22 protein-coding genes are annotated in these 25675 nt (G+C 71.8%); 6 read left to right on the top strand and 16 right to left on the bottom strand.

Annotation, left to right across the window (positions count from 1 at the left end):
- Window positions 1–22: 22 nt before the first annotated feature.
- Window positions 23–1402 (bottom strand): ferric reductase-like transmembrane domain-containing protein, encoded by a 1380-nt coding sequence (locus ACGFNH_RS12260; protein WP_393653005.1) that lies wholly within the window; start codon window positions 1400–1402, stop codon window positions 23–25.
- A 261-nt stretch (window positions 1403–1663) separates the two neighbouring features.
- Here ACGFNH_RS12260 and ACGFNH_RS12255 point away from each other — a divergent pair, with 261 nt between their 5' ends.
- The gene (locus tag ACGFNH_RS12255; RefSeq protein ID WP_393653004.1) at window positions 1664–2458 is read left to right on the top strand and encodes a response regulator transcription factor; all 795 of its coding nucleotides are present in this window, start codon (window positions 1664–1666) and stop codon (window positions 2456–2458) included.
- Window positions 2459–2592: 134 nt separating this feature from the next.
- Window positions 2593–3984: a sensor histidine kinase gene (locus tag ACGFNH_RS12250; protein WP_393653003.1), complete on the top strand. Its 1392-nt coding sequence runs from the start codon at window positions 2593–2595 to the stop codon at window positions 3982–3984.
- Window positions 3985–4135: 151 nt separating this feature from the next.
- On the opposite strand, the gene ACGFNH_RS12245 is transcribed toward ACGFNH_RS12250, so the two are convergent.
- Window positions 4136–4975 (bottom strand): MBL fold metallo-hydrolase, encoded by an 840-nt coding sequence (locus ACGFNH_RS12245; RefSeq protein ID WP_393653002.1) that lies wholly within the window; start codon window positions 4973–4975, stop codon window positions 4136–4138.
- Between the two features lie 389 nt (window positions 4976–5364).
- Entirely contained in the window at window positions 5365–6972 is a 1608-nt protein-coding gene (locus ACGFNH_RS12240) for a proprotein convertase P-domain-containing protein (RefSeq protein ID WP_393653001.1), read from the bottom strand.
- Between the two features lie 582 nt (window positions 6973–7554).
- Here ACGFNH_RS12240 and ACGFNH_RS12235 point away from each other — a divergent pair.
- Window positions 7555–8802: a PotD/PotF family extracellular solute-binding protein gene (locus ACGFNH_RS12235; RefSeq protein WP_393653000.1), complete on the top strand. Its 1248-nt coding sequence runs from the start codon at window positions 7555–7557 to the stop codon at window positions 8800–8802.
- 318 nt (window positions 8803–9120) lie between these two features.
- Here ACGFNH_RS12235 and ACGFNH_RS12230 read toward each other — a convergent pair whose 3' ends face one another.
- The 6 genes from ACGFNH_RS12230 to ACGFNH_RS12205 all read right to left on the bottom strand — a co-directional run bounded on the left by ACGFNH_RS12230 (window position 9121) and on the right by ACGFNH_RS12205 (window position 13895).
- The gene (locus tag ACGFNH_RS12230) at window positions 9121–10413 is read right to left on the bottom strand and encodes a PP2C family protein-serine/threonine phosphatase (RefSeq protein WP_393652999.1); all 1293 of its coding nucleotides are present in this window, start codon (window positions 10411–10413) and stop codon (window positions 9121–9123) included.
- Window positions 10410–11435 (bottom strand): SpoIIE family protein phosphatase, encoded by a 1026-nt coding sequence (locus tag ACGFNH_RS12225; RefSeq protein WP_393652998.1) that lies wholly within the window; start codon window positions 11433–11435, stop codon window positions 10410–10412. The genes ACGFNH_RS12230 and ACGFNH_RS12225 overlap by 4 nt, the downstream gene beginning before the upstream one ends.
- Window positions 11432–11824, bottom strand: a complete 393-nt coding sequence (locus ACGFNH_RS12220; RefSeq protein WP_393652997.1) for an ATP-binding protein — start codon at window positions 11822–11824, stop codon at window positions 11432–11434. The genes ACGFNH_RS12225 and ACGFNH_RS12220 overlap by 4 nt, the downstream gene beginning before the upstream one ends.
- A 64-nt stretch (window positions 11825–11888) precedes the next feature.
- Complete coding sequence (locus ACGFNH_RS12215; protein WP_393652996.1) at window positions 11889–12308, bottom strand: STAS domain-containing protein; 420 nt, start codon at window positions 12306–12308, stop codon at window positions 11889–11891.
- Entirely contained in the window at window positions 12305–13183 is an 879-nt protein-coding gene (locus ACGFNH_RS12210; RefSeq protein ID WP_393652995.1) for an STAS domain-containing protein, read from the bottom strand. Before ACGFNH_RS12210 ends, ACGFNH_RS12215 begins: the two co-directional genes overlap by 4 nt.
- Before the next feature lie 181 nt (window positions 13184–13364).
- On the bottom strand, window positions 13365–13895 hold the full coding sequence (locus ACGFNH_RS12205; RefSeq protein ID WP_393652994.1) for a MarR family transcriptional regulator: 531 nt from the start codon (window positions 13893–13895) through the stop codon (window positions 13365–13367).
- A 545-nt stretch (window positions 13896–14440) separates the two neighbouring features.
- On the opposite strand from ACGFNH_RS12205, the gene ACGFNH_RS12200 reads away from it, so the two are divergent.
- From ACGFNH_RS12200 to ACGFNH_RS12190, 3 genes are all read left to right on the top strand, one after another.
- Window positions 14441–14941 (top strand): SigE family RNA polymerase sigma factor, encoded by a 501-nt coding sequence (locus ACGFNH_RS12200; RefSeq protein WP_393652993.1) that lies wholly within the window; start codon window positions 14441–14443, stop codon window positions 14939–14941.
- On the top strand, window positions 14934–15425 hold the full coding sequence (locus ACGFNH_RS12195; protein ID WP_393652992.1) for a hypothetical protein: 492 nt from the start codon (window positions 14934–14936) through the stop codon (window positions 15423–15425). The genes ACGFNH_RS12200 and ACGFNH_RS12195 overlap by 8 nt, the downstream gene beginning before the upstream one ends.
- Window positions 15426–15595: 170 nt before the next feature.
- Complete coding sequence (locus ACGFNH_RS12190; protein WP_393653543.1) at window positions 15596–16927, top strand: mannosyltransferase family protein; 1332 nt, start codon at window positions 15596–15598, stop codon at window positions 16925–16927.
- 66 nt (window positions 16928–16993) lie between these two features.
- Here the strand turns inward: ACGFNH_RS12190 and ACGFNH_RS12185 are convergent, their stop codons facing one another.
- The 7 genes from ACGFNH_RS12185 to ACGFNH_RS12155 form a co-directional block, all read right to left on the bottom strand.
- On the bottom strand, window positions 16994–17275 hold the full coding sequence (locus tag ACGFNH_RS12185) for a hypothetical protein (RefSeq protein ID WP_393652991.1): 282 nt from the start codon (window positions 17273–17275) through the stop codon (window positions 16994–16996).
- Window positions 17272–17886 carry a hypothetical protein gene (locus ACGFNH_RS12180; protein WP_393652990.1) on the bottom strand — a complete coding sequence of 205 codons (615 nt, stop codon included), beginning with the start codon at window positions 17884–17886 and terminating at the stop codon, window positions 17272–17274. The genes ACGFNH_RS12185 and ACGFNH_RS12180 overlap by 4 nt, the downstream gene beginning before the upstream one ends.
- Before the next feature lie 184 nt (window positions 17887–18070).
- Complete coding sequence (locus tag ACGFNH_RS12175) at window positions 18071–18277, bottom strand: DUF4190 domain-containing protein (protein ID WP_393653541.1); 207 nt, start codon at window positions 18275–18277, stop codon at window positions 18071–18073.
- A gap of 265 nt (window positions 18278–18542) precedes the next feature.
- The gene (locus ACGFNH_RS12170; protein WP_393653617.1) at window positions 18543–18689 is read right to left on the bottom strand and encodes a hypothetical protein; all 147 of its coding nucleotides are present in this window, start codon (window positions 18687–18689) and stop codon (window positions 18543–18545) included.
- 420 nt (window positions 18690–19109) lie between these two features.
- Window positions 19110–20477, bottom strand: a complete 1368-nt coding sequence (locus ACGFNH_RS12165) for an MFS transporter (RefSeq protein ID WP_393652989.1) — start codon at window positions 20475–20477, stop codon at window positions 19110–19112.
- The gene (locus tag ACGFNH_RS12160) at window positions 20477–21997 is read right to left on the bottom strand and encodes an FAD/NAD(P)-binding protein (RefSeq protein ID WP_393652988.1); all 1521 of its coding nucleotides are present in this window, start codon (window positions 21995–21997) and stop codon (window positions 20477–20479) included. Before ACGFNH_RS12160 ends, ACGFNH_RS12165 begins: the two co-directional genes overlap by 1 nt.
- 451 nt (window positions 21998–22448) lie before the next feature.
- The gene (locus ACGFNH_RS12155; protein ID WP_393652987.1) at window positions 22449–25349 is read right to left on the bottom strand and encodes a LuxR C-terminal-related transcriptional regulator; all 2901 of its coding nucleotides are present in this window, start codon (window positions 25347–25349) and stop codon (window positions 22449–22451) included.
- Window positions 25350–25675 lie beyond the last annotated feature (326 nt).

Below are 25675 nucleotides of genomic sequence, written 5' to 3'. Positions count from 1 at the left end.
TCGGCCTTTCGTGGGGGGCTTGTCAGAACGCGAACGTCTCGTGGTGGATGCGGTGGCGCGGAACTCCCGCGCCGCGCAAAGCAGTTCGGGCCGCCGCCGTCATCCCGGGAGGCCCGCACAGATAGACGTCGTGGCCCGCCAGGTCCGGGACCAGCGCGCTCAGCGACTCCGGGGTCAGGGCCACCGAGGACCCGCCCGGCTCGTCCACCGCGTAGTGCACACCCGCGCCACGTGCGGCCGCGATGTCGTCCAGCTCCTCGCGCAGAGCGAGGTCCTGGAAGCTGCGCGCGAAGTACAGGAGGGTGACCGGGCCGGGCAGCGTCTCGAAGAGCGACCGCAGCGGCGTGATGCCCACCCCGCCCGCGACGAGCAGCACCTTCGTACGGCTGCGGCGCTCCGGCGTGAAGGCGCCGTACGGGCCCTCGGCCCAGACGCGGGTGCCCGGGCGCAGGGAGGCCAGGGCCCGGCTGTGGCCGCCCGCCGCCTTGACCGTGATCCGGAGGGAACCGGGTCCGGCGGGCGCGGACAGCGAGTACGGGTTGGCGGTCCACCAGTGGCCCGCTGTCAGGAAGCGCCAGCGGAAGAACTGCCCGGGCCTCGCTCCCAGCTTCTCGATGTGCCGGCCGGTGATGTGGACGGAGACGACGCCGGGGGCCTCGGGGTGCACCTCGGCCACGCGCAGCCGGTGGCGCAGGGCGCGCCGTACGGGGGTGAGGAAGCGGTACCAGAGCAGCGCGGCGGCGACGCCGAGGTACAGCGCGTACCAGGCCGTGGTCGCGGTGCTGCTGCCCGCGAAGTCCGTCCCGTTGGAGAGCTGGTGGAAGAAGGCGAGGAAGACCGCGAGGTAGGTCAGGAAGTGCAGGAAGTGCCAGGTCTCGTACGACAGCCGGCGCCGGGCTGCGCGCGCGGAGGCGGTCCCGACGGTGAGGAGGAGCAGGAAGCCGATGGCGGCCCAGAGCATGTCCTCGTACTCGAAGACCAGGGTGGTCGTCTGGTCGACGACGCCGGTCCCGGAGGTGGCCGAGGTGCCCCAGATGATCAGCAGGGTGTGGGCGACGGCCAGGGACACGGTGTAGCGCCCGCCCATCGCGTGCCAGCGGGCGAGCCGGTCGGACCCGACCGTGCGGTCCAGGAACGGTATCCGCGCCATCAGTGCGAGCAGCACCGCGCAGGCGTATCCGGCGAGCAGACCGGTCAGCCGGCCCGCGTTGATCAGCCATCCGCCGAGGCCGACGACCGACTCCGTGTTCCCCCACCACAGGACGATCACGGCGGCGGCACCCGCGTGAACGAGGAGCAGGACCGCGGCACCCGTCACGTACCAGGGCGGCCGGACGCGCGGCGGCGCGTGCTGCGGTGCGCGCCGGGGGCCGGCGCCGGTGGTCTGCTGGGCGGTGGTCATCACTTCTCCCCGGGTCGGATGGCTGCGGGCCGCCGGGGCTGGTTCGGCTGCCCCGGGCGGCGGTCGGCTCACCGTGGCAGCGGTTCCTCTGTGTTTCCTCTGAGCCGCGAGGCCCGGGAGCGTGCCCGGCGGGGGCGCGCGGAGGCGGGGAGAGCGGTGCTGCCGCGGGAAACCCGGGGCGCCGGCCCGCCGGGAGCGGCCGGTGACCGGTATCCGGACTCATAGGAAACCCAGAGGTCGGCGAGCGATACTGCCGGGACCATGAGATCTGCCGAGACCCGTACGGCTGAGACCCGTACGCCCGACCCGCGTACGCCGGAGTCCCGCACGCCCGCCCCCGCCGGCCTGCACCACCCCGACGGCTCGCCGGTGCGCGTCCTCGTCGTCGACGACGAACCCGACCTGGCGGGCATCCTGGCCGACGTCCTGCGCAGCGAGGGCTTCGACGTGGCGACGGCGGGCACGGGCGAGCAGGCGGTCGCCACCGCCACCGGGTTCCGCCCCGACGCGGTGGTGCTGGACGTGATGCTGCCCGACATCAACGGGCTGGAGGTCCTGCACCGGCTGCGGGCCGAGGCGCCGGGCGTGTGCGTGCTGTTCCTGACGGCGCGCGACGCGGTGGAGGACCGTATCGCCGGGATCACGGCGGGCGGCGACGACTACGTCACCAAGCCCTTCAGCCTGGAGGAGGTGCTCGCCCGGCTGCGCGGGCTGCTGCGCCGGGCCGGCATGACGCGGGCCACGGACACGGCGAAGCTGCTGACCGTCGGGGACCTGGTGATGGACGAGGACGCCCGGGAGGTGACCCGGGGCGGCCAGGTCGTGGACCTGAGCCCGACCGAGTTCGAGCTGCTGCGCTTCCTGATGCGCAACCCGCGCCGCGTCCTGTCCAAGGCCCGGATCCTCGACCGCGTGTGGTCCTACGACTTCGGCGGCCAGGCGCACGTCGTGGAGCTCTACATCAGCTATCTGCGGAAGAAGATCGACCAAGGTCGCAGCCCGCTGATTCACACCGTCCGCGGCGTCGGCTACGTCCTGAAGCCGGATCCGCGATGAGTCCCCCCAGTCCTCCGAGTCCGCCGCGCCCCCCGCGCCCCCCGCGCCCGCCCGGGAGACGCCTTCGCCTTCCGAAGGGACTCCCCCGCCTGCCCGCGCCACGGAGCCTGAGGGCGCGGCTCACCCTCGGGCTGGTGGTGCTGCTCGCGCTGAGCTGTCTGGCCGTCGGCGTCGCGACCACCACCGCGCTCCAGCAATTCCTGCTCCACCGTGTCGACCAGCAACTGACCACGGTCGGCGCGCACTTCCCGGCCAGCCTGGACCCGGCGAAGAAGCGCACCCCGTACGGCGGGGGGCCCGACACCCGAGGGCAGGCCGCCGGCACCTTCGGCGCCTGCGTGCTGGGCGGGAGGGTGACCCGGGCCGCCGTGGTCCGCGACCGGTCCGAACGCGTCGTGCCGCTCACCGGCGCCGACCGCCGCGCCCTGACGAAGGTGCCCGCGGACCACAAGGGCCGCACGATCACGCTCTCCACGCTCGGCGAGTACCGCGTGATCGGCACGACGGGACCGGTCGGCGACACCCTCGTCACCGGCCTGCCGCTGGAACCGGTCGAGGACACCGTCCGCAACCTGGAGATGGTGGCGGCGATCGTGTTCGGGGCGGCGCTGCTCGTCACCGGCGTGGCAGGCGCGGTGTGGGTACGGCTGTCGCTGCGGCCGCTGCGCCGCGTGGCCGCGACCGCCTCCGACGTCGCCCGGCTGCCGCTCTCGGACGGCGAGGTCGCCATGCCGCCGCGCGTACCGGACGCCGACGCGCGCACCGAAGTGGGCCGCGTGGGCGGCGCGTTCAACCGGATGCTCCAGCACGTCGAGGAGTCGCTCACCCGCCGGCACGCCAGCGAGGAGCGGCTGCGCCGCTTCGCCGCGGATGCCAGCCACGAACTGCGCACCCCGGTCGCCTCGATCCGCGGTCACGCGGAGCTGGCGATGCGCCACACGGGGCCGGTGCCGGACGAGGTCCACCACGCCCTGGGCCGTATCCAGTGCGAGTCCGTACGGATGGGCGAACTCGTCGACGACCTCCTGCTGCTGGCCCGGCTGGACGCGGGCCGCACCCTCGCGAGCGCACCGGTGGACCTGACCCGCCTCATCCTGGACGCGGTGAGCGACGCACGTGCCGCGGGCTCCGCACACCGCTGGGTGATGGACCTGCCGGAGGAGCCGGTGGTGGTGCACGGCGACGAGCGCGGACTGCAGCAGGTGCTGACGAACCTGCTGTCCAACGCCCGTACGCACACGCCGTCCGGCACCTGCGTCACGGTTGCGCTGGCCGAGCGGGACGGCGGGGTGGAGGTCCTGGTCGAGGACGACGGGCCGGGCATACCGCAGGAGATGCAGTCCGGGATCTTCGACCGCTTCGTCCGCTCCGACAACGGCCGCTCGCGCAGCGAGGGCGGCACGGGCCTGGGCCTGGCCATCACCCACGCGGTGACAGCGGCCCACCGCGGCGTCGTCGATCTCACCAGCCGGCCGGGCCGCACGGTCTTCCGCGTCCGCCTTCCGCGGGAGGCGGCGGAGGGCTGAGGACCTCCGCCGCGTCCCGACCGTCCGCTCCCGGGCGGGTTGGGAGGCGCCCCGGCTACGCCTCCGATGCCGAACCAACAGGCGACCACGCTGCGCCCGTGGCGCTCCCGCCCCGGGGAGTTCGCGACGGCCGGAGCAGCATCAGCACGCCTCAGGAGGGCAGTTCTGCCGACTGGCCGAGTTCGGCGGCCACGGGGTCGGCGCTCATCGTCACGAGGTTGCTCAACGGTGCGCCGGGCCAGAACTGGTCCATGGTGCGCAGCAGTTCGGCCTTGGCCGCATCGTCGAGGCTGGGCCGCCCGCCGGAGAGCCGACGCACGGTGTCCTGGTAGACGCGGATGTAGCGCGCCTGCTTCTCCAGCAGTTCGACACCGCCTGCGGGGCCGTGCCCGACGTGCAGGCGCTTGCCCGCCAGTACGGGTTCGGCGCTGTCGAGTTGGCGGAGCCATGCGTGGGTGCGGGCTTCGTAGAGCCAGGGATGGACGTGCGAGTACGCCAGGTCTCCGACGAAGGCTTCGTCGCCGGTGATCCACAGCGCTCCGGTGGCACACTCGCCCGCACCGATGTCGAGGACGGCGAAGTCCAGGCCGGCGATCGTCACCGTTTCACCGCCCTTGACCAGTACGGTCGCGAACGTGGTGACCGGGGGGTAGTCGTCGGGGAACATCGGGGTCCAGAACTCCCGCTTCGGACCGTCGATCTCCCTGCTGACCTGGTCGGTCTCAGGTGTGGCGTACACCGGGACCCCGCGGTCACCGCGGATCTCCGTACCGCCGTTGACGTGGTCGGGGTGGGGGTGGGTGTAGATGACGGCGGCGAGCGGCGCGTCCAGGTCGCGCATGTGGTCGCGGACGGCTCGCGCGTCCGAGAGAAGCATCGGCGGGTCCAACACGATGATGCCGTCGGGCGCGTGGACAAGGTGGGTGTTGCTGTGCAGGCCGTTCACGCTGCTGGTGAGCGTGGTGACGGCCGGGGAGGTCGAGCTGTTCATGGCTCCAGCGTCGGGCCACGGGCGTGGGGCCGGTAGTGGTGATCTGCGGCGGGAACTGTCGGATCTGTGGACCGGCGCACGTGAGGGCACCCGAGAGGGAGAGCGGCACCGGGTTTCTCCAGTGGCCGGCGGCAGGTCCTTCGTCGCGGGCCGTTCCGGCCACCGCGGCACGCCAGGCCGAGGGACTCAAGATCGCCGTCGTATGCGAAGTGCCGTACTTTCGGTGCGACTTGAGCAAGGGCGAGCGGGCGTCGCAGGAGGTGATCGGCGATGCCGGACCGGGACCGAGGAGAAGTGACCGGAGGCGGCGCCCGAAGAAGTCGGACGCCGCCTGGCTGACCGGACCCCGCGCGGGACGGGGGCCGGTCACCGTACCGGCGTCGGCCGGGTCAGAATGCCGCCAGGCTCCACTTCGTGACCGTGCCGTTCCTGCCGCCGGTGTGGTCGCGGACCTTCAGCGTGTACGTGCCCGCCTCCTCCTTCTCCAGCGGGACCGTGAACCGCTTCACCTTGGTGTGGACGGACAGCGTCCCGGCCCGCGCGAGGGTGTGGACCTTGCCGCTGGGCGTACGGAGTTCGATACTCAGGTCCGTATTGCGCGGGTGGTCGAGCTCGACCTCGAGAAGGCCCAGACCGCCCGGGGTGTCCAGCCCCGAGGGCACCTTCACGCTGGTGCTGTACGGCCTGTCCTCGCTGCTCCCCGGGATCGGTGCCGCGCCCGGGTGGTGGAACTGCGGGGTGGCGTCCGCCCGCATGGTCATCGCCGTGGGTGCGAGCCCGGGGCCGCCGCTGCACTTCACGGTGGCGTAGCTGCGCCGGTACGCCTTCTCCAGGCAGTTGCCGAGCGCCTGCTGGCCGTAGGCGTTGGGGTGCAGGCTCTCCTGGCCGCCGTCGCCCTGGCCGTGGATGGTGAGGAGGTCGAGGAAGCGGTGGTCGTAGTCCAGGAACCGCCCCCACTCGGCCTTCTCGGGGTGCTTCGCCGGCTCGCCCGTCACCCCGCGCACCGTGCGTTTGTCGCAGACGCCGTGGCCGTCGAAGGTGTCCCGGGTGTCGAGGAACGCGACGTCCTGCACCTGGTGGGCGGCGAGCCGCATACTGGCGTTGAGGCGCGGCACGAAGCCCTTCTCCATGTAGTCGAAGTCCTCGTCCCAGAGCGGGCAGTGCCCGGTGTACGCGCGGCCGGGGCCGTGCTCCTTGTACGCCACATTGCGGGCGTCGGGGAACACGTTGGGGTAGCCCGTGAGGTAGAGCCGGTACTCCGAGGGGCTCTTGCCCGCCTCGGACATGACCGCCCGGATCTCCTTGAGCGACTTGACGACCTGCTTCCGCACCTCCTCGAAGCGGGGCTCGAACTCCTTGCGGATGTTCGCCCGGCAGCGGTTCTCCAGCCCGGGGGGCGTCGTCAGATAGCCGCGGATGCAGATGTAGGCGATCTTGGCGAAGCCGGCGTCGTTGCCGCCGATGCCCAGGTAGATCGCCTTGATGTCATGGGTCTTGGCGAGGGCGGCGAGCCGGTCGGCCTGGGGAGCCTCGCCGCGGGTGGACTCGCCGCCGTGGCTGCTGCGCCAGACGTTCTTGGCGTTCGCGCCCGAACAGGCGAGGTTGATCCGGGCGTCGACGTCGATCGCCGGGGTGGAGGCGATGGCCGACCTGTCGGAGCGGTGGCAGCGGTTGTCGATGGAGTCCGCGGTGTAGACGCGGTTCTTGTCCGTACGCCACTTTCCGGAGGCGTCACGGTATTTCGCGAGGTCCGTTCCGCGGAAGTCGTGATTTCCGGGCTCGTCGGGTTCGCTGGTGTTTCCCGCCCAGCGCCCGCCCTCGCCCGATGCGTAGGAGTCGCCCATGTGCACGACGGCAGTGGGGCGTTCACCGGCACGGGCGGGGGTCTGGGCGCCGAATGCGGCGAGGGAGGAGGCGAGAACCCCCAGGAATGCGCAGGCGATCAGCGCATGTTTCGGCCTGCGATGCCGGCGCGGGGCCGGTCGTTCGTCGTTCACTCCGTGATGTCCTTCCGTGGTCCCACCGAGGCCGTTGCGGCCACTGGCTGTACGGCGCGGAAAGGGCATGCGGTTCTTCCGGAGGGCAGAACGGACCGCCGGGCCGCGGGCCGGACGCTCCGCCCCCGATGACGCACCCGCGGCGCCGGAGTCCCGGACTCGGCACCACCGAAATCCCGTTGGACACCACGGAGAAAAAGCCGTGGTGTTGCGCCATGCATTCTCCGGAGCCCGGATTTCGAACACCTCGGAAGCGCACCCGGGCCGCCCCCGGTCGGGCGCTGGAAGGCGGCCGCCATTCTGACTGTTCTGTCAGCGCAGGCACGCTACGCGCGATGAAAGGCGTACGGGTCACGATGTCGGGAGGCGATGAAACCCGCCGCCGCGATTAGCCGTACTCACCCATAGCCCGACACACTGCGCGGAATCACATCGCTCCCACGAACTGCCGTAAGAATTTCGGGGAATTCGGGATCCCGGTCACCGTTTCCGTGCGTAGTGTCTGACGGCAGAGGCGAGGGGGCCGATACCCGAAGTGGCCGGCCTCTTCCGCCATGGATTGTTCAGAGAGGCGGCCACCACATGGAGCGGCACCACCGGCCGGACGGGCTCACCCGGCCGCAGCGGGAGGCGATGCTGCGCAGTCTCACCAGCGGCCGGGGCGCACTGACGCGCAGATCGATGCTGCGCACGGCGGGCGCGTTCGCGCTGGGCACAGCCGGGGCCGGCGTCGTCGCCGGCTGCGGCGGACCGTCCGGGGGACAGAGTGCGAGCAGCGACATCGAGGACTTCTCCGGGGACGAGAAGACGGTCCGGTTCTCGAACTGGCTGGGCTACATCGATGTCAGCGAGGACAAGAAGAGCCACCCGACACTCGACACTTTCCGGCGCCGCACCGGCATCAAGGTCGAGTACACCGAGGACATCAACTCGAACCTCGAATTCTACGAGAAGATCAAGCCGCGCCTGCACGGAGGGCGGGGCACCGGGCGGGACCTGATCTGCCTCACCGATTGGATGGCCGCGCGATTCGTCCGCAACGGCTGGGTGCAGAAGCTGAACGTGAGCAATCTGCCCAACGCATATGCCAATCTCTCCGCCCAGTTCCGTGGCCTCGACTGGGATCCCGCGCGCATTTATTCCTACGCCTGGACCGGCATTTTCGCGGTGATCGCGTACAACGAGAAGGCGACCGACGGGCGAAAAGTCGACTCCATGGAACAACTGCTGGAGGACTCGCGCCTCAAGGGCCGGGTCGGCCTGCTGACGGAGATGCGCGACACCGTCGGCATGACGCTCCTCGACATGTCCCAGCGTCCCGAGCAGTTCACCACCGACGACTACGACGCCGCGATCGCACGCCTCCAGCGCACGGTGGACCGCGGGCAGGTCCGCCGCTTCACCGGCAACGACTACATCGACGACCTCAAGAAGGGCAAAATCGCCGCGTGTCTGGCCTGGGCCGGTGACCTGGTCCAGCTCCAGGCGGACAACCCGGAGATCAAGTTCGCCATACCGGACGCCGGTTACATGACCTCCACCGACAACTTGATGATCCCCAACAGGGCGCGCCACAAGCAGAACGCCGAGCGGCTCATCGACTACTTCTACGAGCCCAAGGTGGCCGCCCGTCTCGCCGCCTGGATCAACTACGTGTGCCCGGTCGACGGGGTACGCGAGGAGCTGGAGCAGATCGATCCGGACCTGGCGGACAACCCGCTCATTCTGCCGGACGAGGAGATGACCGAGAAGTCGCACACGTTCCGCTCGCTCAGCCAGGACGAGGAGACAGCCTACGAGCAGAAGTTCAGCAGGCTCATCGGGGCATGAGCCCCGTACGCGATCCGCGGCGGACGGTGCCCGGCGGGGGCACCGTCCGCCGCACGCGGTCACAGCGGTGGGCCGGTCACGTCGTGGGGGCCCGTGCGTGGACGGCCCCGGCGTGGACGGCCCCGGCGTGGACGGCCCGCGGCTTCGACGGTCCCTGCGCGGGCGGTTCCCGGCGTGGTCGTGGGGGTCCCTGCGCGGGCAGTAACTGGCGGGGCGGCCCCTGCGCGGGCGGTCCCTGCGCGGGCGGTCCCCGGCGTGCGACGGGATGCTCCAACACCCGTACGCCGTACGGCGGATGGACGCCGCGCTCGGCTCGCCTCAGCCGCGGGTGAAGCCCGTTCCCGAGAGCCGCACCGCGAGGGCCAGGGTGTCGTCGGGGTGGAGGATCACCGTGTGCATATCGTCCGCGATGGCACCGGGGATGTGGTCGATGGGCCCGAGCGCATGCTTGCGCGCCGCCTCGATGAGGCGGCTCTCGCCCTCCAGCGGGTCCCGGCGGCTCTCGGTGAGACCGTCGGTGTAGAGCACGAGGAGGTCTCCCGGGGCCATCTGCTCGGTGAGCAGCCCGTCGCTGCCCGGCAGGGGGAAGCCGATGCCGCGTCCGCGCACCTCGAGATAGCCGGCCGTACCCTCGGCGCGCAGCAGCAGGGCGGGCGGGTGGCTCCCGTTGGCGAGCAGCAGTTCGCCTGTGACCGGGTTCAGCCGGACGAGGAGCACGGTGGCCATGGTCTGCCGGTCGAAGGACAGCAGGATCTCGTCGGTGCGGCCGACGATCGACCGCAGGTCGTGCCCTTCGAGGGCCAGGGTCCGTACGGCGTGGGTGACGTTGAGCGCGCCGCGCGTACTGGTCACGCCGTGGCCGAGGGCGTCGACGATGGTGATGTGCAGAGTGCCGTCGGGCAGGACGAACCAGTCGTAGAGGTCTCCGCCGGTGGGCGCGTCGGTCCCGGCGGGCTCGTAGTGGACGGCGAGTTCGACGCCGTCGACCTTGATGGGGGCCGGGCGCAGCGCGTCCTCGAGCTCGCGGAGGGTCTGGCCGTGTGCGTTGCGCAGCGCCTCGTCCCGCTCGTCGAGTTGCACGTACAACGCGAGAACGCCGCTGTTGGTCTCGGAGAGTTCGTCCTTGAGGCGCCGGTGGTCGGCGCTCAGTGCGTCAGCCCTGGTGACGACGGCCCGCAGCTCCTCCTCGAAGTCGGCCAGGTCCGAGGCGCGCGCCTCCGCGTCGCCGGTGCCCGCGTCCCCTGTGCCGCTCACCCGGCCCCTACGATCCGCGCCGTCCGTGATGCCGGCGGCCACCGGCAGCCTCCAGACCACCGCGTCGGCCGTCACCGACGCGGCGGGCAGGGCGAGTTCGGTCCCGCCCTTCGCGGCCCCGGCCCGCGGAGAGCCGAACGCGAGGGTGAGGAGGCACGCACCGTCCTCGGATCGGGCGTCCGCACCCCACGTCAGGCTGACGGGCTCCCCCGCCGCCAGCACGTCCTCGGCGACAGCGCTCACGGCGAGGACGAGCCGGGCCCTCACGTCCACGGGAAGCGCCTGGGCCCGGGCGGCGGCACGCACGGCACGCACCAGCTCCGGTTTGGTGGCGCATCTGAGGGGGGTGGGGGTCATCGCGGCCTCTGGGGTTGCTTGGCTGTGAGCACCGTGGCGTCGTCGCGCGAACGGCGGTGACCGTGAACGAGCGCGGCGGACAGCAAGGGTGGGGGGAGTCTCAGCAGATGAAGCGGTGACGCATGGGCCCACCGCGCGTCCACGCCGTCGCTGTGCAGGACGGCGGTCGCTCCGGAGGGCAGGGGCAGGCGGCGGACCTGCGGCGAAGGCATGCTCCAGCCGACGATTCCGGGCTGTCCGCCCATCCGGTGGTCCACCTGCCGGCCCGAGAGCGTCACCACCCGGACATTCCCGATCCCGCAGTAGTCGGCCTGTCGGTCGTGCAGGCGCAGGACACCGACGGCGGCACCGCGCGTGTGGCGGAGGGCACGGTGCATGGCGGCGAGCAGCTCGGGCAGCGGTCGTTCGGGGCTGCTGTGGAAGGTCTGGAGCGCGGTACGGGCCGCGTGCGCCGCGTCCGTACCGTGGCCGAGCCCGTCGACGACGGTGGCGGTGCGGCTCTCACCGGTGTCGACCACGGCGCAGGCGTCTCCGCACTCCTCCTCCCCCTCGACCGGAAGGCACAGCGCTCCTATGGACTGCTGTGCCGCTTCCCGGCCGCCGGGTGGTGTCAGGCGGGCGCAGACCAGGGTTCCGGCGTCCGAGTCCTCACCCGCCCTGCTGCGGATGGTGAAGACGGTGGCGATCCGGCTGACCGCGCCGAGGCCCGCCCCCAGCGTCCCCGAGGTCGTGTAGCCGTCGGACATACAGCGTTCGATCTCGGGGATCCCGGGGCCGCGGTCCGCCGTGAGGATCTCCAGCCCCTCGCCGAGCGGCAGGGGCTGTACGTAGAGCGTGCCGTCCCTGGCGTGCTTGTGGAGGTTGCTGGCCAGTTCGGAGGCGATGACCGCCGCCTGGTCCGGCAGCGCGCCGGGCATACCGCACTGCTGCGCGACACCGCGCGCCGACGCGGCCGCCAGGTGCACGGCGCTGTGGTGGTCGACGCGCACCTGGACGGTCGGCGGAGCGACCGAGGCCGTCACCGCGCCCTCCACCGCGTGGCGATCACGATCGTCCCCTCGCCGGAGGAGGAGTGGACGGCGAAGTCGTCCATGAGGCGGCGCGCGCCGCCGAGACCGTGGCCCAGTCCCCCGCCGGTGGTGAATCCGTCCTGGAGGGCGGTGTTGAGGTCCGCGATGCCGGGTCCGTCGTCCTTGACGACCAGGCGCAGCCCTCGGGCGCCCGAACGCCGCGGGTAGTCGATGGTGAGCGTGCCGCCACCGCCGTGCACGAAGGCGTTGCGCGCGAGTTCACTGGCCGCGGTGATCACACGCGTCTGGTCGACGAGCCCGAAGCCGACCTCGACGGTCGCCGCACGCACCGCGTGCCGGACCTCCAGCAGGTCCTCTTCCGTCCGCACCTCGTACGTCACCGCATCCCCCTGGTCCGGTTGACGTCCCCCCGGCTGGGGCGGAACGGACGCGGCGAGCGCCGGCTCACCGGGGAGCGCCATGCCGGGGCCTTTCCGACGGCCGCTCGATACGGTCGGTCTGCTGCCAGCCCAGAGCGGTCATGCCCTGCTCCGCGTTGAGCGCGGTCTCCACTCCGACCAGTTCGACGCCGAGTTCGACGAGGGTGATCGCCACGGCGGGCCGCATGCCGGCGACGATGACCCGGGCGCCCAACAGACGGGCGACCGTGCTGAGTTCCATCATGGTGCGGGCCACGAAGGAGTCGATGATCTCCAGCCGTGAGATGTCGATGAGGACCCCGCGCGCGCCCTCGGAGGAGACACGTTCGGTGAGCTCCTCGGTGAAGGCCATCGCGGCCGTGTCGTCGAGCTCGTTGAGCAGCCCTGTCACCAGGACGTCGCCCAGCCGCAGGATCGGAACGCCCGTAGGCCGGCGCGTGGTCACCGGAGGGACAGCGCTTCCTCTTCGGGTGCCGCTCCGTCGGTGAGCTTGACCGCGGCCGAGAGCGCGTCGGCGAGCGTGGCCCGGGTGAGGATCGTCGACAGGTCGATGCCGAGCTGGGCGATGGTCTGCGCGATCGGCGGCCGGATGCCGCTGATGACGCAGTCGGCGCCCATCAGCCGTACTGCGTTGACCGTCTGCATCAGGTGCTGGGCGACGGCGGTGTCCACGGTCGGGACGCCGGTGATGTCGATGATCGCGACGAGCGCCTCGTGCTCCTGGATCGCCTGCAGCAGGTTCTCCATGACCACTTGGGTCCGTGCGGTGTCGAGGGTGCCGATCAGCGGAACGGCCAGCACCTGGCGCCACAGCCGGACGACCGGGGTCGACAGCTCCATGAGCTGCTGGCTCTGGCGGCGGATGATCTCCTCGCGGCCCTCGACGTACACCTCGAACGACAGCGCGCCGGCGGGGTCCAGCAGCCGGTTGATGAACACGGCGGCGGTGAAGAGCTCCTCGGCGTCGCGCGTGCCGCCCTGTACGGCGTGGAGCAGGGCTTCCTTGAGGGCCAGCACCGCGAGCGAGGTCGCGGTCGGCGTGGCCCCGGCGCGGGCCCGGCGCAGCGACAGCTCCGTCACGGCCTCGTTCAGGTCGCTGTGGGAGGTGACGAGCCGGTTCACCGGAACTCCGCTCGCCAGACCGCCGGTCAGGGCGCTGACGAGGATGCGGGCCTCTTCGCGGAGTTCGGCCTCGCTGATGTCGGTTCCGAGGACGACCTGTTCCATCTGGAGCTGGACCCAGCGGTCGGCGATCTCGTCCTCGCGTTCGGCCAGAGCCTGAGTCAGGCGTTCTCGTACGGTGGCCTCGCTCGTGCTCACGCGGTTCCCTTCATCATCGAGTCGTTCTCCGACCGTGCTGCGTCCACCGGGACGTCGGGGCGTCGGGCCGCGATGGTGGCCGCCGCTTGCGGCGACGGCCCGGCGATCCGAGGTCGTGCGATCCGTGGTCTGCGCTGTCCGGTCTGCGATCTGTCTGCGATCTGTTGTCGAGCAACAAATGTTAGCGATCTAGCGGGACTGCCGGAACCTGGTCAGGCTGACCGCTTCGAACGTACGGTCCCACCCGGCCCCTCAGCGGATCCGCCTCCTCCACCGCGATGCGGAAACCGGCCAGCCCATCGGCCAGAGCCTGGCGTGCGGCGGAGGGCATGGTGCCGATCGCCATCAGCAGCGCCTCCTCGCGCCGGGCGCGCAGATCGGCGAGATACGCCTCGCCCCGGTCCGTCAACCGGATCTCCACCTCCCGGCGGCTCGCCGGGCTCGCGCTGCGTTCGACGAACCCCAGCCCCTGGAGACGGTCGCAGAGGCGGCTGACGGAGGAGGGTGCCGCGCCCAGCACCTCGCCCAGCGTGCGCAGATTGATGCCCTCGTCGCGGTCCAGTATGTAGAGCACACGGAGTTGGGAGGCCGACACAGGGGCGGTCGACACGCTGTCCCGCCCTCGTTCCCACAACACCTCGAGCAGCTCGACGACTTCACGCGCCGCCCCGGCGGCTGCGAGCGACCGACGTGGTGCGGCAGCGGGATGCATGTCCCAACTGTGGCACCGGGCCGCGGGGATTGTCAGCCTCCATGGTCGGGCCGGGGAGGGGACGCCGCGGCGGGAGGAGGCCGGCGGGACGGCTCCGGCCAGGAACGAGGGCGGCAGTGGCCGGGCGCCCCGGGCATCTCGTGGTGCCACGAAAAAGCCACCTCCGGGGGAACGGCCCGGTGACAGCGGCGATCTCACCGAGGAGACCCCTGCCTCCTCCGGCGCAAGCCACGACGCGGGGTGACCCACCCGTGGAGACCGCCGCAACGGTCCGACGCCGCTGGAGGATCGATGGCCGCAGACCGACGCCGGCGCCGCGCACAGGACCGTGCCCGCCGTGCCCGCCGTGCCGCGAGGGCAACGCCGTACGAATCCGGGGTTCCCGCGCCCGGACGGAGCCGCCCTGCCTGCATCCGCCGGCACGTGACGCGAATTCCGCCCTGTCGGTTGCGTGACAACCCTCACGCCGGTTTTCCGGATGCGATGTCGACCGGAAGTCCCCCGCCAGGCGTATGCCCGGTGAAGCGAGAGACCGGGAGTGGCAGTTGACCGTCGAGGAGTTCGAAGAGTTCTACGCCCGGACGGTCGCGCGGCTCACGGGACAGCTGTATGTGATGCTCGGCGACCTGTACGAGGCGCAGGACGTCGTGCAAGAGGCGTTCGTCAAGGCGTGGAACCGGCGTGGGCAGCTCGACCGTGACGGGCGGCCCGAGGCGTGGATCCGCACCGTCGCCTGGCGTCTGGCCGTGAGCCGCTGGCGCTTCCGGCGGCGTACGGCGGACGCCTGGAGACGCAGCGGCGCCCCACCCCACGTCGAGGGGCCGGGTCCGGAGCAGGTGGCGCTGGTGGACGCGCTGCGCGAACTGCCCGCGCAGCAGCGCCGGACGCTGGCCCTGCACTACCTGTGCGACCTCACCGTCGAGCAGATCGCCGGGGAGACGAGCCTGTCCGCCAGCACGGTCAAGACTCATCTGGCCCGCGGGCGGGCCTCACTCGCCCACCGCCTGCAGGAACCGCGAATCGAGGAGGAAGCCCCCGGTGCCTGAGCCCCAGGACCCGCTGCGGTCCCTGTTCCAGCAAGTCGCCGACCACGGGCAGGCGCGGGCGGTCGCCGCACCCGTGGAGCACATCGCCGAGCGCGGCCGGCGGGTGCACCGGCGCCGCGTCGCCGTCGCCGTGGCGGGAGCGTTCCTGCTCCTCGCGGGCGGGGGTGCTGCCGCGGTCACGCTTCTGCCCGGGCAGAAGACCTCGGTGGTCCCGGCCGTCAAGCCCTCGCCCGGAGAGTCGCCGCTGGGGCCCACGAGCGAGCCGCCGTCGCCCACTTCCACCGTCCCGCCCGGTACGACGGCGCCCTCGTCCACGCCCGGCGCACCCGAATCCGCCACCGGCACGGCCCCGCAGGGAAGCATGCCCCCTCCGACTCCCACGGTGACTCCCCCTCCCACCGTCCCTGGGAACTCGGTGTTCCCTCCGAACTCCGCGGGCAGCGAGTCCGTCTTCCCCTCGGGCAGTTCGACCACCACCCCGTAGCCCCGCCCTCCCCACCCTTCTTCCCCTACGTCGGCGACCAGCCGGACCGCCAACGGGCGGTCCCGTGCGCCCGCATGCCCTCCTGGAGTCCCCCCATGCCCGCTCTGCCACCTGGGTCACCCGCTCTGCGTGAGCGCTCCCCCGCACCTCCGGGGCGTGCCGAGACACCGATGCGGCCCGCCGCGCCGCGCCGCCCCGGGAACGGCCGGGGCAGGCGCCGGAGGACGCGGCCGGGCCATGTCCACGGCAGGACATGGAACGCACGCCCCGCCGCGTCGCAGCCCCCGTCCGGAACACCTACATGCTCCCGGCTGTCCCCCACCGGAACGCGTACGCCCTCCCGGCTGCGTCACCTCGGAACACACCTGCTGTCCCGGCTGACCCGCACCGACCGCGACGTGCTGTGGCTCTACCTCCTGACCCGCGTCGGGCTGTGGGTCACCGCCTACGCCGCGCGTTGGCTGTTTCCGTCCGAGGGCGACGCCCGCGATCCGGGCCCCGTCCTGGCGCCGTTCGAGCAGTGGGACTGGGCGCACTATCTGCATGTGGCGCGCAACGGCTACTTCCCCGGGGAGACCGGGGCGTCGCGCTCCACCCCGGACAACCGGGTGGCGTTCTTCCCAGGCTTCCCGCTCCTCCTCCGTGCGGTCCATGTCGTCGTCCCGCACTGGACATTGGCCGGGCTGCTGATCTCCTTCGTCGCGGGCGCGGTCGCCGTACTGGCCCTGGCACGGATCGCCGGCCTGTACCTGCCCGATCCGAGGGTCGGCCGGCGCGCCGTCACCTTCCTGCTGCTCTCCCCGTGCGCGGTCTTCCTCTCCGCCGGCTACACCGAGGCACTGTTCCTCGCCCTCGCCCTGCCCGCCTGGCTCGCCGCCCACCGGTGCAACTGGCCTCTCGCCGCGGCCCTGACCGCCCTGGCCACGACCGTACGGGTCAGCGGCCTCTTCCTCGCCGCCGCGATCGCCGTGCACTTCCTTCTGTCGGCCCGCAGGTGCGGACACGGGCGCCGCTGGCCGTGGCTGGCCCTGCCCGCCGTGCCCGCGGTGCTCTACAGCTGGTACTTGCAGGCGCACTCGGGCGACTGGATGGCGTGGAAGCACGCCCAGGAACGCGGCTGGTACCGCACCTTCCACACCCCCTGGGACGCCTGGGCGCACACCTGGCACGCGGCCTTCGGCCGGAGCCGGCCCACCGGATACGCCTTCATGTTCCAGGCGGAGCTCCTGGTCATGGTGATCGGGCTCCTGCTGCTGGTGCTGCTGATCCGCCGACGGCACTGGCCGGAGGCCGTGTACATCGTTCTCGCACTGTGGGCGCTGGGCACCTCGTACTGGTACACGTCCATGCCCCGGGCCACGCTCCTGTGGTGGCCGCTGTGGATCGTCCTCGCGTCCTGGAGCCTGCGGTATCCGCGCATGAAGTCCGTCTATCTCTGCCTCATGGGCCCGCTGACCACGGTCTTCGCCCTCGCGTTCCTGACGGGGCGCTGGGCGGGCTGAGCTGCGGCCGTGAGCAAGCCCCCTCACCGGCGGGTGAGGGGGCCTCGATGTCGGTGCGGGGCCGCGCTACTGCGCCTGCGCGCGGCGGGTGCCGTCGCCGGCGGGACGGCAGACCTCGGTGGCCGTGCCGGTCAGGGTGCGAAGGAGGGTCGACCCGGCGAGCACCAGCGCGGACACCGGCGTGCTCACCCACCGGGTCAGATCCTGCTCCAGATCGGGTGCGACCTCGATGGTCACCCGGACGTACCGGCTGTTCAGCGTGGTGACCTTGGCCGGGCGGGGCCCCGGTGCCGGCGGGTCCTCCCCACGCTGCAGGGCCGCGCGGTACCTGTCCTTGCGCTGATTCATACGGCTTCCTGACGCTCGATGAGTTCCTCGGCGAGATCCATGTACGCCGAGCCCTTGGCCTGCACCGGGCTCCCGAACGACTGCGCGTACAGATCGAGCCGGGCGATGTGGGTGTCCAGCACCTCGAAGCCCCACTCGTTCAGTGCCTCACGGGCATCGGAGTCGGGACCGGTGCGCGTGGCGTCGGCTCGATTCGTACGGTTCAGCAGCACCGCCGTACGGGCCGGCTCCGCCCGTAGGGACTGCACGTCACCCATCTCGCCCCGGATGGGAGCCATCCGGTCCAGCTCGATGGGGGCTGGGGTGACCGGCACGATCCATTCGTTGGCGTACCGCATGATGCTGCGGGCGATGCGCGGGTGGTCCTCGAGCTGTGGCGCGTCCAGCACGACCGCCTGCCGGTTGCCGAGGAAGTCGTTGACCCGGCGGTGCACATCGCCCACGGGCAGGGCGACGACCGGGAACGGAAATCCGTCGGCCAGCTCGCTCCAGCGCAGGGCGGAGCCGGCGGGGTCGCCGTCGACGAGCAGCGGCGAGAAGCCGGACTCATGCAGCGCGTGCGCCAGCCACACGGCGCTGGTCGTCTTCCCGACCCCGGGCTTGAGATTCACGAACGCACAACTCAGTAGCACGCCAGCCAACATAGGAGGCCCGATCACGTGGCCGGGGGTGACGCGAGGGCGGACCCTCTCCGTTCACTCGCACGCAGGCAGGCACGGGGCCGCCATCCGATGCCGGTCCCGGGCCCACCGGTGACGCCCGCGGAGGGGCAGGCGGGCGGATGCGGTCCTCGGGTCACCAGGTCACGGTGTTGTCCGCCGCGGTCACGGCGAAGAAGACGACGAGGTCGGCGACGCCGAGGACGAAGCCCAGGTACGCCCTGTTCCGGTGCCGCGTGCCGTGCCACAGGGCAAGCCCCGCGAGCACCAGGGCGGCGGGGCCGAGGAAGACATTGAACACCAGCAGTCCGACGAGGCCCAGAACGAATGAGGCGACGGCCATGCTGTCCGCATTCCGCCATGCGGCCGCCTTGGAATGGGGCGGGGTGGGCGTCGTACGGATGCTGGACGTGATGCGCTTCTCGGACGTGTGCGTGGGCATTCCGTTGTTCACCGTCCTCTGCCTGAGGCGAAAATTGAAAGTCGCTTGCTTCCGGCCTTTCTTTCCCGCTCCTCGGCCGGAGCCGTTGATCCGGCGTGAGAGCGGGCGCACATCGGCGGCCGATTCCGGCTCCGGTGAGCGCGACGCACCGTCGACGCCGGCCGACTCAACCGTGCCGGTGGTGGGCCGTACGCTTCCGGATCCCGTAGAACGCCAGCCAGCCGATGATCACGGCGGCGGCGATGACTGCGACCGGTACGGGGACGTGCGTCACCGCGCCGAGGACGACCCCGAGCAGCATGAGTGCGGCCACGAGGAAAAGCATGCTCCACCCCTCTCTCGTAGTTGAGGTTCCGCGTCCGCTCCGATCGTCGGAGCGCCACGAATGCGAGTGCCCGATGCCTTCACCGGAAAACGGGACGATGCGTCGAAGAGGCATGGCACACAGGTGAATTGAAGCCCGAGCGATGAATTGCGGACAGTCCTCGCCGGCTTCGGCATACGGCGCGTGGCGCGCGGGAAACCGGGGGCCGTGATGGGCCGCCGTGATGGGCCGCCGAGCCCTTGCAGAGAGATGCCGGTCCCCACCAGGTGAGCGACGCGCCCTCCGCCCGACTGCCGACGCCCGCATCTCCTGATCGCGAGTCGGGTCGGGCCCCGTCCATGACGCGCGTGCGTCGCGGCTGCCCGCCGGGCCCGCCGCCTCGGCGGGCAGCCGCCTTCCTTCCGTCGGTCAGCTCCGGACCGACACACCGCGGGAGGAATCCACCGGCGCCTCCGCCGTACGCCCACCGGAAGAACCCCGGGCCGAGCGCATCATGACGGCGCAGAACAGCAGCAGTACGAGCGCGGGCACGGCGATGGCCACCGCGAGCCCCCGGTACCCGGGATCGCCGCCCCATCCCGTCACGCCCGCATACGCGGCGCCCGAGGCCATCTGGAGGGCGAAGAACAGTCCCGAGGCGGCCCCTGCGTGCTCCCCGCGGTAGCGCATCATCCCGGCCTGGCACGTGGGGAACATCGCCCCGACCCCCACCATGCAGAACCCCATCGGTACGACGAGGCTCAGCGGGTCGGACGGCCACAACTGCACGCCGGCCGTCATCGCGAGGGCCGCAACAGCCGCCGTCAGGGCCGCGAGACGGGCGATCCATTCCAGCGACCGGGCCCGCCCGAGGCGCTTGGCGACGGTGCTGCCCGAGACGTAGCCCGCGATCACCACGGTGTAGAGCGCTCCGTACTCCACCGGCGAAGCACCGAGTCCGGTCTGGATGGCGTGGCTGGAGTACGTGGTGAAGGTGAAGTACACACACCAGGCGAGGCTGATCGTGATCGCGAACATCGTGAAGTCCCGGTCCGCCAGGACGTTCCGGTACGCCGCGAGCAGTCCGCCGGACCCGTGCCCGGCCGCCTTCGTACGGATCCGGGTACGGCTCTCCGTATCCGTGGCCCTCCGTGCCGCCGGTGCCCGGACCGCCCTCGTGTCCGGCTGTTCCGTGCCCCGCGCGGCCGGGGCCGGGGGCGCGTCGCCGGATCCTGCCGAGGGCAGCAGGAAAACCGCCCCGATGAGCGTTGCCACCCCGAGCGCCGTCATGCAGGCGAACAGCGACCGCCAGGAGGTGTACTGCACCAGCAGGCCGGCCAGCGGCGGGGAGACCGCGGGGGTCACCGCGATCACCGTGGTCAGCGCGGTGAGTACGTTCAGCCGTTCCTGCGCCGGCAGCTCCCGTTGCACCCAGAGCCGGGCGATCACCGTGCCCGCGCCCGCACCGAGCGCCTGGAGGACCCGGCCCACGATGAAGACCGCCACACCACTCGCCAGCAGGCAGAGGGCCGAAGCGCCTGCGAAGAGGGCGAGAGCGGCCAGTTGGGTCCGCTTGGGTCCGTACCGGTCCGCCAGGTGACCGGTAAGGATCATGGACGCCGCATACGCGGTCATGTAACCGACCATCGAACGGCTGAGGTCGGACTCGCCCGCCCCGAAGTGCTCACTGATCGCCGGGATGGCGGGGACGAAGGCCGCGAGCGCGAGCTGCGGCACACACACCAGCGACATCAGGCACAGGGTCAGCCCACGGGAGAGTCCGGCACCGGCGCCCATCAGACCGCCTGCAGTTCGTACCGGCCGGACGCGTTCACGGTGTGCCGGGCGACGCGCGCCGCCTGCCGGGCCACGTACTCCATGGAACTGGAGTGGAAGTGCACCCCCGAGGAAAGGTCACCGACGACGTAGAAGCCGGTGCGCGGTGAACTGTCCGGACGGAGCGCGCGGTTGGTCGCCGGTTCCACCCGGACGCCTCCGGCCGGGTGCGGCGCCACCAAGGAACGGCGCGACAGCGCGCGCAGCAGCGATCCTTCGGGAGCGGTGGTGATGTCGATCGTCCGGCCGACGGCATTGACCACGCGGTCGTACCGGGTCGAACTCCCGTCGGCGAATGCCGCGGTGAAGCCGCCGCCCGCCTCCTCGCGCACCCCTGTGATGCCGCGCCGGAAATCCAGGCTCCCGGCATCCGCGAGGCGGATCAGCTTGCGCGCGTTCTCCGGAGGCATGGGGTTGCGCACACAGGAGAAGACCCGGTTGTGCTTGCGGAGGAAGGTCTGCTGGTCCTCGGGCGGCAGTGCCCGCCAGAGCGCGGAGTACGCGGGCGTCATCCCGGTGACGCAACGCTGGAGCAGACCGACGGGCCCGAGATCGGCGAGCCGGGAGCGCAGCAGGTCCGGGACCGGCCGGCGCTCGGCGTAGGGCCGGATCGCGTGCCTCAGGCTGGTGCCCCGGTCACGGAGATGGGTGTCGATCAGTGAATAGACGTCCGCCAGCCTCACCGAGCCGGACGAGGCCAGTGAATGAGCGCCGAAGGCATGCTCCGTATCGTCCCAACGGGCAGTGGCCTCGGCTCGCACGTCCGGTACGAAACCGGAGCGGGACGCCAGCGTCACGCGTCGGCCCTGCTCGCTGAGGACGAGGGCGCAGTCGATGGCCGTGAGCCCGCACCCGAGCACCAGCACCTCGTCCGCCCCGTCCACGCTCTGCAACGACCGCGCCAGGGGGTAGGGCTGGGCGACGAACCCGGGTGCGCCGCTCAGCCCGAAGAGGTCGGCCGGGGGCAGCGATCCCACCGCCAGGACGACGCTTCCGGTGGTGAAGCGGCCTCCGCCCGCGGTCGAGACCGTGTACACCCCGTGCTCCTCGGTGAGTTCGGTGACCGCGTCGCGCACGGTCGTGACACGGGCACCGAGGTGTTCGAGATCGTCACACGCGTGCCGGAACACGCCTTCCAGGTAGTTGCCGAAGGCGACGCGAGGAGCGAACACCGGCATCGCTTCCCGGGGCGTCGGCAGGACGGCGGTGTGTCTTCGGGACGCCGAACGGCTCAGCCAGCGACGGAAGTGGCCGGGATCGTTGTGGTCCACGGACATCGCGGACATCGGGCGGTTCAGCAGCGCCGCCAGCGTGTCGCGTGCGTAGGCGACACCGGGCCCGAAGCGCTCGGTCGGTTCAAAGACGTACACGTCCGCGGGTAAGGCCGTGCTGTCGGCGGACAGTTCGCGGGCGTACGCGGCCAGGAAAGCGGTCCCGGCGGCGCCGCCACCTATCACGGCGATGGAATGGAGTGAGCTCACAGATGGTCTCCGACGTGTGGTGCACGATGCGCAAGGGTCCAGCGGTCGCGACGACGGCAGGGTGACCGTGCGCCGCGGATCCGTACTGGTTCCGGGTCGGTGGACACGCGGCGCCGTTCCGGTTCGTCGAACCGGAACGAGCGGGCCGGTGCCCCTGCGCATCCGTGGACGGGCGTTCCCCGGGTTCGGCGGTGCAGGGGGTGGAAGCACGCCGCCCCCGAGGGCGGACTCCGCACACGTGGATCGGGTGAACAGCCGGGTGAAACGGCTGGACATCCGGCCGGCTCTCCCCCCGGGAGCCGTGTACGGGCACCGGTCCGCCGACGCGCGGCCGTCACACCTCATCGGTCGACGTCCGCGCGCTCAACAGTCCGGCGGAACGACTGTATGCCGCGGAATCACCACCGACGTCCGAATTCGACGCCCTACGGATACGGGTTAAACATCGGTCTTATTCGGATGTACGAGGCCCGGCCAAGTCCCTTCGGGACGCCACCCCGAGCTTGCGCATCGCCTGCGAGACATGCTGCTCGACGGTCCGCGCCGAGAGGTGGAGGGTGGCCGCGATCTCCTTGTTCCGCATCCCGGCCGCGGCCAGCGATGAGACCTCCTCCTCGCGCGGCGAGAGCCGGGTCCCGTAACTCGGCCGCCCGGGCGACCGGTTCGGTCCCTCGCCCCGGTGCGCGCGCAGCAGCGCACGAACCCGCGTGGCGTCCCGGACCGCACCGAGGTCCTGGAACCGGTCTGCGGACGCGGTGAGTTCGCGCAGCGCGGCGTCGGTGTCGCCCGGCGCGGCGGCCATGGCGCAACGCCCCGCGGCCTCCAGCGTCAGAGCCGCCTCGTACGGGCGTGGCAACCGCCCGTACGACGCGCTCGCCTCCTGGTAGGCCGCCGCGGCCCCGCCCGGCTCATCACCCGTCTCCGCGAGGATGCCCCGGCACCACAGCGATGCCGCGGCCGCAGCCGGCGCCGCCCACGCACCGGCCTCGTCCGCGAACGCGGCGAGTTCGGCGGTCATCTCCGCTGCGGGCCCCCGCTGCCCCGCACCCGCCATCGCCCGAACCGCCCAGGGAGCGAGATCGGACGCCCAGGCCCACACTCCCTTCTCGCGCAGCGCGGCCCACGCCACGACGCTCTCGGCCACCGCACTCGCGCTGTCGGCACCGGCCAGCGCGAGCCGTACGCGTGCGGCTGCGGCCGCCGACAGCAGCGGGACCGGCCCTCGGTCCGGTCCCGGCAGGCCGTCGGCGGACAGCCATGCCGCGGCCTCCCCGCGCTCTCCCCGTGCCAGAGCCAGCAGACCGAGGACCACGCGGGCGGCGGGGCCCGACAGGGGATGGCCGTCGCGGAGCGTCGCCTGGCAGCGCTCGGTCAGGTTCGTCCAGCGACCCGATGTCCAGTCCAGAAGAAGGGCGGTGCCCTGCCCGGCACGTTCGAGGTTGCGGGCGCCGTACCGTACGGCACGGTCGGCACCCGCGCGCAGGAGCCGGCCGGCACGGGTGCTGTGGCCCAGCCAGAGCGCGGCGTGGGCCGCGTCGTACAGGCCGCGAGCGGTGTGCCCCTGGGACGCCGGAGCGTGGGCGCCAGGAACGTGGGCGTCAGGAGCGTGGGCGCCAGGAACGTGGACGTCAGGAACGTGGGCGCCAGGAGCGTGGGCTCCAGGAACGTGGGCGTCAGGAACGTGGGCGCCATCCGCCAGTTGATCCGCCAGCCGGTACGCGCCGGGGTCGCCGATGCTCATCAGCACCGCCACCCGGTCGGCCGCGACCGCCGCTCGCGCGCACGGATCTCCGCTGTCGTCGGCCGCCGCTTCCGCCTGCCGCAGCCGGCGCAGGTTCTCGGACAGCGCCGTACCCGGCCAGTGCGTCTTGGCAAGCTCGGACATCGCCCGCGCGGCAGCTGCGGGCTGCGTCCGCACGCGATCCGCCACGGCCCGCAGCTCACTGCGCCCCCGTTCGCCGAGCCCTCGTTGGCTGTGGAGCAACAGGCCCAGATGGAGGCGGACTTCCACGCGCACGTCCTCGGGCAGACCCTCGTCATCGGCGATCTCCGCGAGCAGGACGGCCGTCCGGTCGGTTCCCGATGCCCAGGCGGCGCTCCGAGCGAGCAACGGGCCGAGATGTACGCGTACCTCGGTGTGTGCGGCCGGAGACGCCAGTGCCTCCTCCAACAGACGGGCCGCCGACTCGTGTTCACCGCGACGGGTGTGCCCGAACGCGGCTTGCGCGACGGCCCGCGCCCAGTGGCGCATCTGACCGCCGGACAGCCGGTGCGCGGCCACGTCCCCCCAGGGCACCGGCCGCCGCAGAGCGAGAACGTCGGCGGCGCGGCGATGCAGCTCCTGGCGTACGGGGCCCGGCATCCCCTCGTAGACGGCGATGCTCGCCAAGGGGATGGGGAACCCGTAGCGGGCCTGATCGCCCTCCTGAAGGACGGCGTCTTCGAGTGCGGCGACCACCGCCAGACGCCCGTCCTCATCGTCGAGCCCTGCTATCGCGGCCAGTTCGGGCACGGTGGCGGCCGCGGTTCCGGAGGAGACACCGGGCGCGATGGCCGAGGCGGGGCCGGAGAGGGGCATGGTCGTGAGGGCCGTTGCGCCGAGCACGGCCGCCGCCCGCACCACGGGGCGGTGTTCGTCGGCGAGCGCCTCGTCCCTTCCGAGCACCAGTTGGGCCAGACGGGCGGGCACGCCCACGGCGTGGACGTCCTCGACGCGCAACTCCCCGTCTCCGCGCCCCGCGACGCCTGTCAACGCGCGCAGCAGGTCGACGACCACCTGGGGGTTGCCGGCGGAGCGCAGATGCAGCGCGGACACCACCTCGGGCGGACAGCGCCCCTCTCCCAGGCGGGCCGCGGCCATCTGACCCACCTCGGCCGGGCTCAGCGGAGCAAGCCGCAACCGCTGTACGTCGAGACGCGCGGGAAGGTGTGCAGTGCGGCCCAACACGAGCCCGGGCGCGGGCAATTCTTCCGGTCGGTAGGTGAGCAGGCAGACGAGCCCCGGAGGAGGATCCTCAAGCAGTCGCCGAAGCTGGTGCAGCCACCGGGGATCGGCTTGATGGACGTCCTCGACGACGAGAAGTACGGGGCCGGATGAGCGGACCAGAGCCGAGAGTGGGGTGCGGACGGGCTCGGACTCCGGCGAACGCCACCGCACCACCCGGCCACCGGCCGCCGTCAGCACTACAGTCAGCCGCTCCGCGCCACACACCCCGCCGCAGGCCGGCACCCGGTCGACGAGTCGGCTCTTCCCGGCGCCGGCCACACCCTCGACGAGGAAGAGCACGGTGTCCGGGGACTCGAGTTCGGCAAGGGCGCGCGTCAGCCACCGCTCATCGTCCGCCGCGCTCACGGGGAGTGCTCAACGGAGCTCCGGGACAGGCCGACTCGTCCTGAACACCCGATGTCATGTCGACACGCCCCAACGGGCGTACGGAAACACACTTTTGGCACAGCGCAGCCATTTCCCCACGGCTACCGATGATTCCAAGGCAATCAACTCGCCTGTACAGACAGGTTGGTGACCCGATCGGCCGGTCAAGCCCTGGATCACAGACGTAATCTTGCCCGCTGCTGACGGCACTGTAAATCTTCGTCAGGCAAAGCCGATACCCCGCCGGCGGCGCGCGGCGCCTGGCGACGGCCCTCGTCGTGTACGGGTAACCGTGACGCGCGGGA

Source organism: Streptomyces sp. NPDC048639, assembly GCF_043199075.1.
Taxonomy (GTDB): domain Bacteria; phylum Actinomycetota; class Actinomycetes; order Streptomycetales; family Streptomycetaceae; genus Streptomyces.
This window is presented reverse-complemented; position numbering and strand designations above follow the sequence as displayed.